The sequence below is a fragment of the Nitratireductor sp. J20-h4 genome (assembly GCF_056780505.1).
Genome location: NZ_CM165557.1, coordinates 796,473 through 811,368, shown reverse-complemented (window position 1 = coordinate 811,368; position 14,896 = coordinate 796,473). Strand labels below are relative to the sequence as shown.

General features: G+C 66.8%; 11 protein-coding genes and 1 tRNA gene. 5 read left to right on the top strand and 7 right to left on the bottom strand.

The features are described from left to right. The first annotated feature begins 47 nt into the window (after positions 1-47). Entirely contained in the window at positions 48-743 is a 696-nt protein-coding gene (locus ACT2B0_RS03940) for a cation efflux transmembrane domain-containing protein (protein WP_473461705.1), read from the top strand. A gap of 82 nt (positions 744-825) precedes the next feature. On the opposite strand, the gene ppdK is transcribed toward ACT2B0_RS03940, so the two are convergent. Further along, complete coding sequence (gene ppdK, locus ACT2B0_RS03935; protein WP_473465772.1) at positions 826-3,489, bottom strand: pyruvate, phosphate dikinase; 2,664 nt, start codon at positions 3,487-3,489, stop codon at positions 826-828. 402 nt (positions 3,490-3,891) lie between these two features. On the opposite strand from ppdK, the gene ACT2B0_RS03930 reads away from it, so the two are divergent. Beyond that, positions 3,892-3,966: transfer RNA gene (locus ACT2B0_RS03930), tRNA-Gln, on the top strand. Between the two features lie 91 nt (positions 3,967-4,057). Here ACT2B0_RS03930 and ACT2B0_RS03925 read toward each other — a convergent pair. The 3 genes from ACT2B0_RS03925 to ACT2B0_RS03915 all read right to left on the bottom strand — a co-directional run bounded on the left by ACT2B0_RS03925 (position 4,058) and on the right by ACT2B0_RS03915 (position 7,459). Further along, the gene (locus tag ACT2B0_RS03925; RefSeq protein ID WP_473461703.1) at positions 4,058-5,398 is read right to left on the bottom strand and encodes an O-antigen ligase family protein; all 1,341 of its coding nucleotides are present in this window, start codon (positions 5,396-5,398) and stop codon (positions 4,058-4,060) included. After that, the gene (locus tag ACT2B0_RS03920) at positions 5,395-6,123 is read right to left on the bottom strand and encodes a glycosyltransferase family 25 protein (RefSeq protein ID WP_473461700.1); all 729 of its coding nucleotides are present in this window, start codon (positions 6,121-6,123) and stop codon (positions 5,395-5,397) included. The genes ACT2B0_RS03925 and ACT2B0_RS03920 overlap by 4 nt, the downstream gene beginning before the upstream one ends. A gap of 199 nt (positions 6,124-6,322) precedes the next feature. Further along, complete coding sequence (locus ACT2B0_RS03915; protein WP_473461698.1) at positions 6,323-7,459, bottom strand: DegT/DnrJ/EryC1/StrS family aminotransferase; 1,137 nt, start codon at positions 7,457-7,459, stop codon at positions 6,323-6,325. Positions 7,460-7,749: 290 nt separating this feature from the next. Here ACT2B0_RS03915 and ACT2B0_RS03910 point away from each other — a divergent pair, with 290 nt between their 5' ends. The 3 genes from ACT2B0_RS03910 to ACT2B0_RS03900 all read left to right on the top strand — a co-directional run bounded on the left by ACT2B0_RS03910 (position 7,750) and on the right by ACT2B0_RS03900 (position 9,944). Next, the gene (locus ACT2B0_RS03910; RefSeq protein ID WP_473461696.1) at positions 7,750-9,066 is read left to right on the top strand and encodes a UDP-glucose dehydrogenase family protein; all 1,317 of its coding nucleotides are present in this window, start codon (positions 7,750-7,752) and stop codon (positions 9,064-9,066) included. Between the two features lie 98 nt (positions 9,067-9,164). Continuing rightward, complete coding sequence (locus tag ACT2B0_RS03905) at positions 9,165-9,506, top strand: hypothetical protein (RefSeq protein ID WP_473461693.1); 342 nt, start codon at positions 9,165-9,167, stop codon at positions 9,504-9,506. Positions 9,507-9,599: 93 nt separating this feature from the next. Further along, complete coding sequence (locus ACT2B0_RS03900; RefSeq protein WP_473461690.1) at positions 9,600-9,944, top strand: VOC family protein; 345 nt, start codon at positions 9,600-9,602, stop codon at positions 9,942-9,944. A gap of 53 nt (positions 9,945-9,997) precedes the next feature. On the opposite strand, the gene ACT2B0_RS03895 is transcribed toward ACT2B0_RS03900, so the two are convergent. The 3 genes from ACT2B0_RS03895 to ACT2B0_RS03885 form a co-directional block, all read right to left on the bottom strand. Next, positions 9,998-13,456, bottom strand: coding sequence for a chromosome segregation SMC family protein (locus ACT2B0_RS03895; protein WP_473465769.1), 3,459 nt, complete (start codon positions 13,454-13,456; stop codon positions 9,998-10,000). 60 nt (positions 13,457-13,516) lie between these two features. Further along, entirely contained in the window at positions 13,517-14,209 is a 693-nt protein-coding gene (locus ACT2B0_RS03890; protein WP_156713710.1) for a DsbA family protein, read from the bottom strand. Positions 14,210-14,353: 144 nt separating this feature from the next. Further along, complete coding sequence (locus tag ACT2B0_RS03885) at positions 14,354-14,851, bottom strand: DUF721 domain-containing protein (protein ID WP_473461687.1); 498 nt, start codon at positions 14,849-14,851, stop codon at positions 14,354-14,356. Between the last annotated feature and the right edge of the window lie 45 nt (positions 14,852-14,896).

Sequence of the window (14,896 nt, the reverse complement as noted above, 5' to 3'; positions counted from 1 at the left end):
CGCTCGAGATTGTAGGGTCGCCACAGACTTGCTTCAAGGAGACGATCATGAGTGCGGGCTGCGGCCATTCCCATACATTCGACGGCATGTCCGACGACTTCAAGCGCCGCCTGTGGGCGGTGATCGCCATCAACGGCGCGATGTTCGCGGTGGAGATGACGGCCGGGCAGATGGCCGGCAGTCAGGCGCTGCAGGCCGACGCGCTCGACTTTTTCGCCGACGCGCTGACCTATGCGATTTCACTCGCCGTGATCGGCGCCTCGCTGAAGGTCCGGGCGACGGCCGCGCTCGCCAAGGGCCTCAGCCTGTTCGTTATGGGAGTGTGGGTGTTCGGGTCGACCGTGTGGCGGGTGCTTTATCTCGGCGTGCCGCAGGCCGAGATCATGGGGGCGATCGGCCTTCTAGCACTGGCCGCCAATGTCGCCAGCGTGCTGTTGCTGGTGCGCTACAAGGACGGCGACGCCAATGTCCGCTCTGTGTGGCTGTGCTCGCGCAACGACGCCATCGGCAATGTCGCCGTCATGGCCGCGGCCCTCGGCGTGTGGGGCACGACAAGCGGCTGGCCGGACGTGATCGTGGCCGGGCTGATGGCGGGCCTGTTCCTGTCCTCGTCCTTCCAGATCCTGCGCCAGGGCTGGCAGGAATTCTCGGCTGGCGACGCAAGGCCGGGTGGCCACGATCACGCGCCCTCATGCGGACACGATCACGGTCGCGCTATGGAAAAACACCAGGAGGGGATCTGAATCCCAGGCGCGGGGGCGGCACCCAATGCGGCCGCTGACCCTATCGTGACTGGACGGAACCTCGCGCTGCGAAACGCACCGCTCAGGCACTGTCGATCGCGGCCTGCGCGGCCGCGAGGCGGGCGATCGGCACGCGGAAGGGCGAACAGGACACGTAATCCAGCCCGACCTCCTCGCAGAAGCGGATCGAGGCCGGATCGCCGCCGTGCTCGCCGCAAATGCCGAGCTTGATGCCCGCACGCGTCGCCCGGCCCTTGTCCGCGGCCATGCGTACCAGCTCGCCGACGCCTTCGATGTCGAGCGACACGAACGGATCGACCTCGATCACGCCCTTCTGGCGATAGGTTTCCAGGAAGGAAGCGGCATCGTCGCGCGAGATGCCAAAGGTGGTCTGGGTCAGATCGTTGGTGCCGAAGGAGAAGAACTCCGCCACCTCGGCGATCGCATGCGCGCGGATGGCGGCACGCGGCAACTCGATCATCGTGCCGGTCAGGTAGGAGATGCTGGCGCCGGTTTCGGCCTTCACCTCGGCGGCGACCTGATCGATGCGCGCTTTGACGAATTCGAGCTCTTTCATGATGCCGACCAGCGGCACCATGATTTCCGGCTCGACCGGGCGACCGGTCTTGGCCGCGGCCTCGATCGCCGCCTCGAAGATCGCCCGGGCCTGCATTTCGGCGATCTCGGGATAGGAGACGGCCAGCCGGCAGCCGCGGTGACCCAGCATCGGATTGAACTCGTGCAACGCCTCGGTGCGGCGGCGCAGCAGTTCCGCCTCGACGCCCATCACGGCCGCGACCTCGGCGATCTCCTCCTCGGTCTTGGGCAGGAATTCGTGCAGCGGCGGATCGAGCAGGCGGATGGTGACCGGCAGCCCGGCCATGATCTCGAACAGTTCGGCGAAATCCGAGCGCTGCATCGGCAGGAGCTTGGCCAGCGCGGCGCGGCGTCCGCTCTCGTTGTCGGCCAGGATCATCTCGCGCATGGCCACGATGCGATCGCCGTCGAAGAACATGTGCTCGGTCCGGCACAGGCCAATGCCCTCCGCGCCGAAGGAACGCGCCGTGCGCGCATCGGCCGGGGTCTCGGCATTGGCGCGCACCCGCATGCGACGGATCGCGTCGGCCCATTCCATGATCGCGGCGAAGTCGCCCGACAATTCGGGCTGCTGCATCGCGGTCGCACCGGCCAGAACCTGGCCGGACGCCCCGTCAATGGTGACGACGTCGCCGCGCCCGAAGCTGCGGCCGAGCGCGGTCATGGTCTGGGTCTTGTAGTCGACGCGCAACGCGCCCGCGCCCGACACGCACGGCTTGCCCATGCCGCGCGCCACCACAGCGGCATGGCTGGTCATGCCGCCGCGCGTGGTCAGGATGCCTTCGGCGGCGTGCATGCCGTGAATGTCCTCGGGGCTGGTTTCGACGCGCACGAGGATGACTTTGCGGCCGACCGCCTTGGCTTCCTCGGCCTCGTCGGAGGAGAACACGATCTCGCCGGTGGCCGCCCCCGGCGAGGCGGGCAGGCCAACGCCGATCACGTCGCGTTCGGCAGCCGGGTCGATGGTGGGATGCAGAAGCTGGTCGAGCGACGCCGGATCGATCCGCGCCACCGCCTGCTCGCGGGTGACCAGGCCTTCCGCGGCCATCTCCACCGCGATGCGCAACGCCGCCTTGGCCGTGCGCTTGCCGGACCGGGTCTGCAGCATCCACAACTTGCCGCGCTCGATGGTGAACTCGAGGTCCTGCATGTCGCGATAATGGCGTTCGAGCGTCTCGGCGGTGCGCGCGAACTCGGCAAATGCCTCCGGCATCAGCTTTTCCAGCGACGGCTTGTCGGAGCCGGCCGCGATGCGCGCGTCCTCGGTGATGTTTTGCGGGGTGCGGATGCCGGCGACCACGTCCTCGCCCTGGGCGTTGACCAGAAACTCGCCGTAGAGCGTGCGCTCGCCGGTGGACGGGTCGCGGGTGAAGGCCACGCCGGTGGCGGAGCTGTCCCCCATATTGCCGAACACCATCGCCTGAACGTTGACGGCCGTGCCCCAGGCCTCGGGAATATTGTGCAGGCGGCGATAGGTGATCGCGCGATGGTTCATCCAGGAGGAAAACACCGCGCCGATGGCGCCCCACAACTGCTCGTGCGGATCCTGGGGAAAGGGCTGCCCCAATTCCTCCACCACTTTAGCCTTGTAGCGCTCGACCAGGCCGACCCATTGCGCGGCGTCGAGCTCGGTGTCGAATTCAACGCCGAGGCCGGCTTTTTCGTCTTCCAGGATTTCTTCGAAAACCTCGTGATCGAGCCCCATGACGACGTCGGAATACATCTGGATGAAACGACGATAGCTGTCATAGGCGAAGCGGCGATCCTGAGCCTCCTCGGCCAGGGCCTCGACCGTGGCGTCGTTGAGGCCGAGATTGAGCACGGTGTCCATCATGCCGGGCATCGAGGCCCGCGCACCGGAGCGCACCGACACCAAAAGCGGATTGCGCGGATCGCCGAAGCAGCGGCCGGTATCGGCGCCGATCCGGGCAAGCGCGTCTTCGACCTGTTGTTTCAGTTCGCCGGGATAGGTTCGTGCGTTGGCGTAATAATGGGTGCAGACCTCGGTGGTGATGGTAAAGCCCGGCGGCACCGGCAATCCGAGCCCGGACATCTCGGCCAGATTGGCCCCCTTGCCCCCGAGCAGGTCCTTGTCGCCGACGCGGCCTTCCGCCTTGCCGTTGCCGAAATTGTAGACCCATTTCGCCATCGCGATCTCCCTCGCCGTCTGGACAATACCCGAAGTCATATCCACCGGACCGTCCGCTGGAAGGCCCGTGAAATATCGGCATATCCGATCCCATCGCCCCGCCCCGTCCGGGCTCCGTCAGCCGGCAAACGGCCCGCCTGGCAAGATCGCCTGGCGTGGTGCGCCATGCCGGCCGCCTCTCACGCGAACCGAACCGCCGGACGCAAGCCGGATCGCTCCGGCCCGGTCCGGGTTTGCTCTAACCGTTTCGGAGATCGATGACCACCGCAAATCCTCGCGGCGGCGGCGGCAATGGCCATCGCCCATTCGGCAATCAGGCGTCATATTGGCGCCAACTAGTCATTGCACTGACGGCGGAGCGTCCATATAAGGGCGCCACCCGTCGCACGGCAGCGACCATGCTGGGGCGTAGCCAAGTGGTAAGGCAGCGGTTTTTGGTATCGCCATTCCCTGGTTCGAATCCAGGCGCCCCAGCCAAGTCTCCCCGGCCCGTTCCGGCCCCGGGACGAGGGCCAGACCGGCCGCTTCCGACATTCCGCCGCTGAGATGCGGCCGATCCCGGCCCGCGCTACGGCGCCCGGACGGCAGCCTGACGCAGATAATAGCAGCAAAAGCCGAAGCCGCCTGCCATCAGCATGTAGCTCTCGCCGACGGCGAGGCGGATATTGGAATTGCTGAGCATGCTGGCCAGGAAGAAGATCATCGTCAGCAGATAGAAGAAGTAGAGCTCGAGGGGGATCAGGCCACGCCGGACGGCCGCCGTCGCCTGGTAGAAGCACCACGCCAGGAGAACGGCATAAAATTCCAGACCGAACAGGCCGAAGCGCACGGCGATCTCCAGATAGCCATTGTGCATCAGCTCGTAGCCGATATCGGCAAACCGGGTCTGCTGCCACAGATTCTCCCACCAGATGCCCTGACCGAACAGCCAGTCCAGCCGCCAGATCGACAGGGCGTTCCACCACACGCGGATGCGCGCGTCGAGCGTGTAGGGTAAGGTTCCCGAATCGATCGCCTCAAGCACCATCTGGCGTACCGGCATGCCCGAAACCAGCCGCTGGGCCAGGTCCACCGCGCTCACGACCAGACGACCAATCGTATGCCAGACGATGTCGTGAAAAATCAGGACGGCGAGGATGGAGACACACATGAAACCGGCCATGACCGCCCAGCGCGCCTTGCCCCTCATTTGCGCGAACGTGGCCGCGACGACGGAGGGAGCGGTGACGAGCAGCGCGATCCACACGCCCTTCGACTTGGCCCCGAAAATGCCGAGCACCGCGAGAATGCCAATCAGCAGCGCGACTGCCAGCCCGGCCCACACGATCCGGCCCGGCAGGTCGGAGCGGGTCAGCAGCCACAAGGCAAAGCAGAAGGCCGCGATCAGAATCAGACCGGCGCCGACCGAGGAATGGATGGTGTTTTTTTGGAAAAGAAACGGAACCAGACCCGAATCGAGCTGAAAAACAGCGATGAGATCGGTGCTCGCGAGCAACGCGGCAAGGCTGATGGCCATAAAGACCCAGACGAGATGCGCGAGCTTGTCGCGGTAGAGAAAAAGCACGTAACCGACCGTCATGTAGAGTGCCGGCATGAGATAAATGCCTTCCGCCGAGCCGCCGGTCGAATCCGGTCTCGTCAGCAGGATCCACAGATAGCGTAGCGCCACGTAGTGCGCCCAGACCAGGCACGCCCAGCCCATCGGGCCGATCGCCGGGCGGAAATCGCGCCGGGAAAAATAGACCCAAATCGCGAGCGCGATCGGCGGCAGCATGGCCACGCGGTAGAGGTCGGTCTCAAGCCACACCGCCGAGATCATGCCGACCAGGCAAAACAGCACCGCGTGACCGACGATGTCTGTTCTGTGGAAAGGCGGCCGCTGGGTGGCCGGCTCCGTCGGCACGTTCATGCCGCCTCCAGCGCGTAGCTTGCGCGGCACAGGAAGTCGCGCGCCCTGAAGGAGAACGCGCCCCGCCTTTGCATGGTCGGCAGCTTGGTGGGCGCATAGCTGGCGGTGATGGTGGAACGGGCGCGATGGGTGCTGAAGGCGACCAGCGGCTCGCGGGTGGTATAGGTCGCCACGCCGGTCGCCCAGCCGCGCTCCAGCGCCACGTCCCAGGGCAGCCACATCGTGGCCAGCGTTTTTACCAGTCGCTCGGCGCCGCTGCGGTTGACGGCATAACAGGCTGCCGAACCCAGCGGCCCGAACAGGCAGCGCCCGTATGCGTCGCCTGTCGCCGTCACGCCCTTTTCCAGAAAGCCGGTGGTGCGGTGGTTGACGAGCTTGACCAGTCGCGGCTCCTCGACACCGGCAAACAACGCCGCCGCCCTTTCGCCAAGCCGGTCGTTGAGGACGATGTCGTCCTCCGCGATCACCGCGACGTCAACGCCCTCGGCGACCACCGTCGCCAGGGCCGCCAGATGCGAGCGGTAGCAGCCATATTCGCCCGGCGTGACGACGCGCCCATGGCGGGCGCGGAACCTGTCCTGGTCGACGCCGGACCAGCGTTCGCGGGCGATCGCGCGGCCGTCGACGCCTTCCACACGGCGCAGTTCCAGCCCCGTCGCCGTTTGCCGGATCGCGTCCCAACGCTCGGGTGAGCGTGCGAGATTTATGACAAGAACTGGCACCATCAATGGTCTGTCACTGCAAAAAGAACCGCGTCGCCACCTCTGCGGCGCACCGGCCGGGGCAAAAACGTTTAGGTCGGCGCGCACTCTTACGCAACTGCAAGAACTCGTTTCGACGCTGTTGTTGAGAATATGGCAAACGCGCCCGTGCGCCAGATAGACGGCGCCGATGGCCGAGGAAATCGCCGCCCTGGTGGTGTGGTCAGGCCCGCCTTACCATCCCGGCCGCCGCGATCCCGCGCACGGCGTCGATGATACGGTCCTGATCGGCTTCGCCCAGATAAGGATGCATGGGCAGGCACATTATGGACCTGCTGGCCGCCTCGGAAGCCGCAAGGCCGCCCGGAGCGCGGCCGTAGGCCGCATAGGCGGTCTGCAGATGCAGCGGCTTTTCGTAATAGATCATCGAGGGAATGCCGACCTCGCTCAGATGGGCGCGAATCTCGTCGCGACGGTCCGATTCCACGGCATATTGCGCCCAGGCTGAACGATAGCCGGCAGCCACGGTCGGCACCCTGACCACGTCGGAGAGGCCGGCCGCATACCGATCGGCAACCGCCTGCCTGGCCTCGGTCTCCGAGGGCAGGATGGCCAGCTTCTCGATCAGGATCGCCGCCTGCAGCGTGTCCAGCCGCGAATTGAGTCCGATGCGGACATTGTCGTACTGGCTGGCGCCCTTGCCGTGAAAGGCGATCGAGCGCATCGTCTCGGCAAGATCGTCGTCATCGGTCAGGATTGCACCGCCGTCGCCATAACAGCCGAGCGGCTTGGCCGGGTAGAAGCTGGTGCCGGCGACCGTGCCGAAGGCCCCGCATTTGGTGTTGCCGAGACTGCCGCCGATCGCCTGGGCGGCGTCTTCCACGATCGCCAGCGAGCGCTCCTGCGCGTAGCGGGTGATTGCCTGATAGTCGGCCGACAGGCCGAACAGATCGACGGGAATGATCGCCTTGGGCGTCAGACGGCCCTCGGCGCTTACCTGCTCAAACGCGGCTTCAAGGCTGGCGATCGACAGATTGTAGCTGTCCGGCTCGATATCGACGAACACCGGCTCGGCCCCGGCCAGAACGACGACTTCGGCGGTTGCCGCGAACGTGAAGCTGGGACAGAAAACCGCGTCGCCCGGCCCGATGCCCAGCGCCATCAACGGGATCAGCAACGCGTCGGTGCCGTTGGCGCAACCAACGACATGGCGCACGCCGACGAAATCGGCGAGCTGCCTTTCGAACGCGGCGACCTCGGGTCCGTGGATATAGCGGCCATGCGCGAGCACCCTGGCCATGGCGGCCTCGAGCTGCGGCTTGATCCGTTCGCGCTGTGTGTGGAGATCGACAAACTGCATGTGCGCCTTTCAAGCAAAGCCTTGCTGTGCGGCCTTCCGGCCCGCCCCGCTGATAGAAGGCGCGCGCCAAAGGCGCAAGCGCGGTCGGCCGTCAATCTCGTCGCCCCGTCGTTACACAAGGTGAAGAGCAGGCCCCGGGCGGGCTCGGGACCCGGCAAGACGGGTGGCGCGGGCAAAGTTTTCTTGAAACGAGGGCCGCGCCATGCCACCACGCGCCATCGCCGCGGCGCAGACCGCGTGGGTTCGTTCCGGCCCTCCGGTGGGATGGGCCGTCATTCGTCGGGGTTCACATGAACATCGCCATGATCGGTTCCGGCTATGTCGGATTGGTGAGCGGCGCATGCCTGGCCGATTTCGGGCATCGTGTGACCTGCGTCGACGTCGACGAACAAAAGGTCGCCGCGCTGCAATCGGCGCGCATACCGATCTACGAACCGGGTCTCGACCGGCTGGTTGCCGACAATGTCGCCGCTGACAGGCTGTTCTTCACCACGGAGATGGCTCCGGCGGTCGCCGAGGCTGATGTCGTGTTCATCGCGGTCGGCACGCCCTCGCGGCGCGGCGACGGCCATGCCGATTTGTCCTTCGTCGACGCGGCCGCCCGATCGATCGCCGAGGCCCTGCAGGGCTTCACCGTAGTCGTGACGAAATCGACCGTACCGCTCGGCACCGGCGACGATGTCGAGCGCATCATGCGCGAAACCAATCCCACGGCGGATTTCGCGGTCGCGTCAAATCCCGAGTTCCTGCGCGAGGGGGCGGCGATCGACGATTTCAAACGCCCCGACCGCATCGTCATCGGCACCGAGGACGAGCGCGCCCGCACCGTCATGGCCGAGGTCTACAGGCCGCTCTATCTCAACCAGGCCCCGATCCTTTTCACCAGCCGGCGCACGGCAGAGGTGATCAAATACGCCGCCAACGCGTTCCTGGCGACCAAGATCACCTTCATCAACGAAGTCGCGGATTTGTGCGAACAGGCGGGCGCGGACGTGCAGGAAGTGGCCCGCGGCATCGGTCTCGACAAGCGCATCGGCCCGAAATTTCTCAATGCCGGGCCGGGTTACGGCGGGTCGTGCTTTCCCAAGGATACGCTCGCCTTCGTCAAGACCGCGCAGGACATGGGAACGCCGCTGCGCCTGGTGGAAACGACGGTCGCCGTCAACGACCAGCGCAAACGCGCCATGGCGCGCAAGGTGGTCACCGCCTGCGGCGGCGCGGTGCGCGGCAAGCGCATCGCGATCTTCGGGCTGACCTTCAAGCCCAATACCGACGACATGCGCGAGGCGCCCTCGATCGCCATCATCCAGGCGCTGCTCGACCAGGGCGCGCACATCACCGCCTACGATCCCGAGGGCATGGACGCCGCGCGCGCCTATTTCGCCCGGATCGACTATGCGCAAAACGCCTACGACGCCGCCATCGACGCGGACTGCGTCGTGATCGTCACGGAGTGGAACGAGTTCCGCTCGCTCGACTTCGAGCGCCTGAAGGCGATCATGGCGACACCGGTGCTGGTCGACCTGCGCAACATCTACCGCCCGAAAGACGTCGAGCGGCTCGGATTTGCCTATGTGAGCCTCGGGCGGCCGAACGGGATCGACTGAGCGGCGCCGAACGTGCCGGGCCAACCGGCTTGACATGATGGCGCCCGAATTGGACAGGCAGATGAGGGGTTCGTCCCGAAGCGGAACGGGAGGCGGCGATGTTTGCACGATGGGGTCTTGTTGTTGTCGCCGGCTGGCTTGCCGGCTGTACCAGCCTTTCGGGCGGTCTCGACGAGGAGATCGTGTCGTCGCTTCAGTTCGACCAGGTTCCCTGCGAACGACTGATCGCCGAGCGCGACGCGCTTGCCGCCGAACATGGCGACCCGACCACGCTCGACCCAGGCCAAAAGCCTGGCGCCCGGCCGGCGCTGCTGCCGACCGGTCTCGGCACGCTGGTGCCGGACGCGCGTGGCCGCCGCGCCAAGGAGCGTCGCAAGGCGCTCGGCCGCATCGAGGCGATGGATCGTTCGATCACCCGTCGCGAATGTCGCGGCGCATAGTGCCGCAGGTGCGGGCGAACAGGCAGCCACGCCTCTTGTGCGGCCCGTGGGGATCAGATAGAACAAATCAAGAACTTACAACGAGGAAAGACGATGAAAAAGACCGGCAAGATCGATTATCTGGAAATGTCGGCTCCCGGCGCGACGCTCGACGCGGTCAAGGCCTTCTACAGCAGCGCGTTCGGCTGGACCTTTACCGATTACGGCCCGACCTATTCCGCCTTCGACGAGGGGCTGGAAGGCGGGTTCGAGGCCACCAAGCCGGATGAAGCGGCAAAACCGCTGCCGGTGCTTTATTCGCAGAACCTGGAAGAAACGCTGGCCGCGGTCGAGGACGCCGGCGCGACGATCGTGCGGCCGATCTTTTCCTTCCCCGGCGGCAGGCGGTTCCATTTTACCGACCCGGCGGGCAACGAGCTGGCGGTGTGGAGCGAATAGGATAGGAGACCGGCCGGCGTGTCGAAGCGCGTAGCGACCGGTAGCGCGCGGCCTCAGCTGGCCTCGCGGATCTGCTCGGCGGTCTGCAGGTCGACCGAAACGAGCTGGCTGACGCCCTGCTCGGCCATGGTGACGCCGAACAGACGGTTCATGCGCGCCATGGTGATCGGGTTGTGGGTGATGATGACGAAGCGGGTCTGGGTGCTCGCCGCCATCTCGTCCATCAGGTTGCAGAAACGCTCGACATTGTGATCGTCGAGCGGTGCGTCGACCTCGTCGAGCACACAGATCGGCGCCGGGTTGGTCAGGAACACGGCAAAGATCAGCGCCATCGCCGTCAACGCCTGCTCACCGCCCGACAGCAGGGTCATGGTCTGCGGTTTCTTGCCCGGCGGGCGGGCGAGGATTTCCAGGCCCGCTTCCAGCGGGTCGTCGGATTCCACAAGCTGCAATTCGGCGGTGCCGCCGCCGAACAGATGGGTGAACAGCCGCTGAAACTGGGCGTTGACCCGGTCGAACGCCTCGAGCAGGCGTTCGCGGCCCTCCCGGTTCAGGCTCTGGATCGCCAGGCGCAGCTTCTTGATCGCCTCGATCACGTCCTCGCGTTCGGTGACGATCGTCTCGAGACGCTCGGCCAGTTCCCGCTGCTCCTCCTCGGCGCGCAGATTGACCGCGCCGAGCCGCTCGCGATCGACCTTCAACCGGTCGACCCGACGCTCGACATCCGCCATCTCGGGTAGCGGATCGTCGGGGCCGAGGCCGGTCTGGCGAAAGACCAGATGCGGTGCGATCCCCAGCGCCTCCTGAATACGCGCCTCGGCGTCGCGACGGCGTTCCTCCGCGGCCGTCAGGCGCTCCTCGGCGCGGCCGCGCGCCTCGCGGCTTTCAGACAGAGCCTGCAGGGCAGCGTTCGCGGCCTTGTCGAGCTCGGCCTGGCGCGTCTCGGCGACGGCGAGCGCGTCGGCGGCCTCGCCGCGGCGGGTCTCGGCCTGTCCCAGTTCGGACAGCAGCGCCCGGCGGCGCGCATCCAGCGCATCGGGCGCATCCTCGATCTCGGCGCGCTCGCGCCCGGCCTCGCCGCGCCGCTCGATCAGTGCCGCCTTCTGGCGGTCGGCGTTTTCGGCGCGCGCTATCCAGGCCTGGCGCTCCTGCGCGATCGCCGTCAATCGCCTTTGCCTGGCCTCCGCCTCGCGCTTGAGGCCGTCATCGAGCGCGCGCGCATCCGCAAGGGCCGAGCGGTCCTCGGCGACTAGGGTCGACTGGCGTTCGAAACGCGACTGAATGTCGCCCGGATCCGGCGCGCCCTCGAGCGCGCTCTGCGCCTCGGCCAGAAGCCGACCCTCCTCCGCCGCACTCTCATCCAGCCGCGCGATCGCCTCGGCAAGGGTGGCCCTGCGGGTCGACAATTCGCCGGCCGCCTTTTCGGCCCTGGCCAGGTCCTCGCGCGCCTCGCCGGCCGCGCGCTGGGCGAGCCGCCAGGCCTCGCGGGCCTGCTTTTCAATCTCCACGGTCCGGCGCACCAGCGCGTCGGCGTCCTGCTGCGCGGCTTCGGCCTGCTGGAGGCGGGCCGCGGCGGCGGCAACCTCCTCATCCAGTTCGGCAAGCCGGTTTTTCTGCGCCAGGCGCTGGGCGGCGGCCGTCGGGGCATCGGCGCTGGCGGTGAAACCGTCCCACCGCCACAAGGCGCCGTCGCGGCTGACCAGACGCTGGCCGGGCGCGAGCGCCTTTTGCAGACTGGGTCCGTCGGCCGCCTCGACCAGGCCGATCTGGGCAAGCCGGCGCGCCAACTGGCGCGGCGCGCGCACGATCTCGGCCAGCGGGCGCGCGCCCTCGGGCAGGCGCGGGTCGCCGTCGGCGGGATCGATCTCGCCCCAATGGACCGGGGCGGCACGGTCGAGCGGCACGTCGAGATCCTCGCCCAGCGCCGCGCCGAGCGCGGTCTCGAAACCGCGTTCGACCCTGATCTGCTCGAGGGCGGCGGGAAAAAGCCCGCTGTCGCCGGCATTGAGAACCTTGGCGAGCGTGCGCGCCTCGGTTTCCAGGCGCTGCAGCTCGGCGCGCGTCTCGTTGAGCGGCGCCCGCAACGCCGCCTCGGCGGCGCGTGCGTCGGCAACCTTGGTTTCGGCAGCCGTGGTCGCGGTCTCGGCCGCAGCGACATTGGCCTCGGCCTGTTCGACCTTGCGCTGTTTTTCGGCCGGATCGGGCAATTCGGAAAGCCGGGCCGCCACGGCTTCGGCCTCGCCGCGCTTTTCGGCAAGCTGGCGCTCGAACCTGTCGCGGCGTTCGGCATGCTCGCGCACGGAGCGCTCGAACTGGGTGCGCTGCGCCAGCGCCTCGGCCCGCTCGGCGGTGATCGCGGTCAGTTTCTCCTCGCTCGCCGCAAGCCGGGCCGATGCCTCCTGGAACGTCGCCTTGGCCGCCTGCTCGCGCTCGGCGGAGCCGCCCTGCTCGTCGGTCAGGGTCTTTTCCTCCGCGTCGAGCCGGGCCAGCGTGTCGGCATTGTCGCGCACGAGACGCTCTTCGCGCTCGATATCGGCGTCGAGCTGGGCGATGCGGCGGTCAAGTTCGCCCTGGCGCGCCTTCAGCCGTGCGGCTTCCTCGTCGAGCTGCGTGCGGGCGATCGCAAGGCGCTGCAGCGCGGCGGCGGCGGCGGCTTCGGCGTCGCGCAATTCGGGCAGGCGCATCGCCGCGACGGCCTGCTCCTTGGCGGCGTTCATCTGCTCCTGGGCGCGCTCGCCGACCAGCGACGTCGCCGCCGCGAGCGCCGATTGCGCCTCGCCCGCCTGCTGCTTGGCCTGCGACCAGCGCAGATGCAGCAGGATCGCCTCGGCCTGGCGGATATCGGCCGACACGCTCTTGAAACGGGCCGCCTGGCGCGCCTGACGCTTGAGGCTCTCGATCTGGCTTTCCAGCTCGCCGACGACATCGTCGAGCCGCTCGAGGTTCTGTTCGGCCGCGCGCAGCCGCAATTCGGCCTCGTGGCGGCGCGAATGCAGGCCGGAAATGCCGGCCGCCTCCTCCAGCAGCGCGCGCCGGGCCTGCGGCTTGGCCTGGATCAGCTCGCCGATGCGGCCCTGGCCGACCATGGAGGGCGAGCGCGCGCCTGTCGACTGGTCGGCGAACAGGAGCTGCACGTCCTTGGCGCGCGCCTCCTTGCCGTTGATGCGATAGATCGAGCCCGCTTCGCGTTCGATACGCCGCGAGACCTGAAGTTCGTCGGTGTCGTTATAGGCGGCGGGCGCGGAGCGGTCGGCATTGTCGAGGAAAAGTGTCACCTCGGCTGTATTTCGGGCCGGCCGGGTGCCGGAACCGGAGAAGATGACGTCGTCCATGCCGGACGCGCGCATGTTTTTGTAGGAGTTCTCGCCCATCACCCAGCGCAGGGCCTCGACAAGATTGGACTTGCCGCAGCCGTTCGGCCCGACCACGCCGGTCAGGCCGCTTTCGATGACGAACTCGCTGGGTTCGACGAAAGATTTGAAACCGAGAACGCGAAGCCTTGAAAAGCGCATCAGGCCCAGCTCCGCCGCCATGCGGCCGCAGGGCGACCTCGCCGGGCTTGCGGCCAGGCGTCAGAGCATGCTGTCGATGATTGCCGAGAACTCGTCAATCGACATGGCCCCCGCATATTTCTTGCCGTTGATGAAGAATGTCGGCGTGGAGTCGACGCCAAATTCCTTCGCTCCGCGGTCTTTGACCGCCCTGACATCCTCCAGAAGCTTCTGGTTCGTCAAGCACGCCTCGAAGGACTCCTGTGAAAAACCGGCCAGACGCGCGATTTTCAGCAATGCGTCGCGGGCGTTTTCCACCGAGACCCAGGCGTCCTGCTGCTTGAACAGCACGTCGGCCATGGCGAAATATTTGTCGTCGGCGCAGCGCGCCAGCATGAAGCCGGCTTCCGCGCGCGGATCGAACGGAAATTCACGCAGGACCAGCCGCGCCTTGCCGGTGTCGATGTATTTTTCCTTGAGCGCGGGATAGGTGTTGCGGTGAAAACTGCCGCAATGGCCACAGGTGGTCGACGCATATTCCACGATGGTGATCGGGGCGTCCTCGTCGCCGACCCATTTTTCGGGCAGGGCGCCCGGTTCCATCAGCTTGTCGACGTCGACCGAACCCTGCGCGGCAGGCACAGCCACTTTCGGCGTCTCGGGCGCTTCAGGCGCGCTCGCGCCGTTGGAATCGCTGCACGCCGCCAGCAAAGCGGCTGCCGGCAGGGCTGCCAGCGAAGCGACGACGTTGCGACGCGAAACGAAACGGGTCATGCGAATCACCTGTCGATATCTGGATTTTGCTACGGACGACGATAAAAAGGCGAGAGTTGGCGCTTAATAAGGCATTGCAACCGCCAGTCACAGAGCAAAGTGTCGCGGCGCGTTCACGAAATCGCCAGCCTCGCCGGTATGCGCTCACCTGCGCGCGGCGATCACGTTGCGGCCGAGACGTTCCAGCGCCTCGCGCAGACCGGGATCGCTGACGCTGCTGACGCTGTTCTCGACCAGGCCGATTTCGTCCTTGCTCAAGGCGCGCGGGACCGGCCGCCGGGGCACTGTGCCGCTGCCGACCGGCTTTTGCACGATGCGGATGCGGCCGATCGCGGAAAAGCCGAAAAAACCGTTGATCCGGCTGATGATTTCGCCGGTTTCGTGCTGGAGATGCAGCGCGGCCGCGCCTTCGCAGGCGACGATCAGCGTCGCCGGCTCGAACGGGTCGTCCTCGTGGCGCCGCCGCGGCCAGGCGATCTTTTCCGGCCGCGTGGAGGCGGCCAGCCGCGTGCCGACCAGTTCTTCCCACGACTGGACCAGACTCACCGACATGCCGGCGCGCTTTTTCATCACCGGATCGAGAATGCGCGTCGCCAGATCGCTGACGGCGACCGGGGCACCCCGATATCCCTTTCCTTTCATGCCTGACCTGCCTTATCGGTGGGGCGCGAACCGCCGACCGACATC

Coding starts and splice junctions, on each gene's coding strand:
- ACT2B0_RS03940 (WP_473461705.1), top strand. CDS start 48: ATGAGTGCGGGCTGCGGCCATTCCCATACATTCGACGGCATGTCCGAC.
- ppdK (WP_473465772.1), bottom strand. CDS start 3,489: ATGGCGAAATGGGTCTACAATTTCGGCAACGGCAAGGCGGAAGGCCGC.
- ACT2B0_RS03925 (WP_473461703.1), bottom strand. CDS start 5,398: ATGAACGTGCCGACGGAGCCGGCCACCCAGCGGCCGCCTTTCCACAGA.
- ACT2B0_RS03920 (WP_473461700.1), bottom strand. CDS start 6,123: ATGGTGCCAGTTCTTGTCATAAATCTCGCACGCTCACCCGAGCGTTGG.
- ACT2B0_RS03915 (WP_473461698.1), bottom strand. CDS start 7,459: ATGCAGTTTGTCGATCTCCACACACAGCGCGAACGGATCAAGCCGCAG.
- ACT2B0_RS03910 (WP_473461696.1), top strand. CDS start 7,750: ATGAACATCGCCATGATCGGTTCCGGCTATGTCGGATTGGTGAGCGGC.
- ACT2B0_RS03905 (WP_473461693.1), top strand. CDS start 9,165: ATGTTTGCACGATGGGGTCTTGTTGTTGTCGCCGGCTGGCTTGCCGGC.
- ACT2B0_RS03900 (WP_473461690.1), top strand. CDS start 9,600: ATGAAAAAGACCGGCAAGATCGATTATCTGGAAATGTCGGCTCCCGGC.
- ACT2B0_RS03895 (WP_473465769.1), bottom strand. CDS start 13,456: ATGCGCTTTTCAAGGCTTCGCGTTCTCGGTTTCAAATCTTTCGTCGAA.
- ACT2B0_RS03890 (WP_156713710.1), bottom strand. CDS start 14,209: ATGACCCGTTTCGTTTCGCGTCGCAACGTCGTCGCTTCGCTGGCAGCC.
- ACT2B0_RS03885 (WP_473461687.1), bottom strand. CDS start 14,851: ATGAAAGGAAAGGGATATCGGGGTGCCCCGGTCGCCGTCAGCGATCTG.